This is a genomic window from Paraferrimonas sp. SM1919 (assembly GCF_010993985.1).
In the GTDB taxonomy this organism is placed as follows: Bacteria; Pseudomonadota; Gammaproteobacteria; order Enterobacterales; family Shewanellaceae; genus SM1919.
This window is the reverse complement of record NZ_WINH01000094.1, coordinates 1-695: the sequence shown is the minus strand read 5'-3', so window position 1 is coordinate 695 and position 695 is coordinate 1. Positions and strand designations below refer to the sequence as shown.

1 protein-coding gene is annotated in these 695 nt (G+C 52.8%); it reads left to right on the top strand.

Annotated features, from left to right (window positions below):
• The coding region (locus GFB48_RS17305; protein WP_163938752.1) for a cadherin-like domain-containing protein at positions 1-695 on the top strand (695 nt) is incomplete at both ends.

Sequence of the window (695 nt, the reverse complement as noted above, 5' to 3'; positions counted from 1 at the left end):
AACGACGCCGCGGTTGTCGAAGATGCCAGCTACAGCATCGAAGAAGATGGCTCACTGACCTTTACCGATGCCCAGCTCCTAGCGGGGGCGTCAGACATTGATGGTGACGATCTATCCGTTGCTGATGTCAGCTACTCAGGCAGCGATGGCGTGTTCACCAATAATGGTGACGGCAGTTATACCTTCTCACCCAATGAGAACTTCAATGGTGACGTGGCGTTAAGCTTCGCCGTGAGCGATGGCACCACCACGACTGCGGCCAACATTGATGTCAGCGTTGAGTCCGTTAATGACATTCCAGTGGCGGGTTCCACCACTTACTCCGTCAATGAAGATGGCATTATTACCCTTAGTGATGCGCAACTTTTAGCAAACAGCTCAGACGTTGAAGGGGAGGTCAGTGTCAGTGGGGTGGCTTACTCGGGCACCGATGGTATTTTCACCGATAACGGCGACGGCAGTTACAGCTTCGCCCCTAATGAAAACTTTAATGGCAATGTCTCCCTTGATGTCACCGTCGTCGATGAAGACGGGGCAACCGCACAGACCACCGCCGGCATTGATGTTATTGCGGTTAATGATGCGCCGGTGTCGGGGGATTTGGCTTACTCAGTTAATGAAGATGGCGCCATTACTCTGACTCAAGAACAGTTGCTGTCTCAAGCGAGCGATATCGAAGGGGATGCACTCACCGC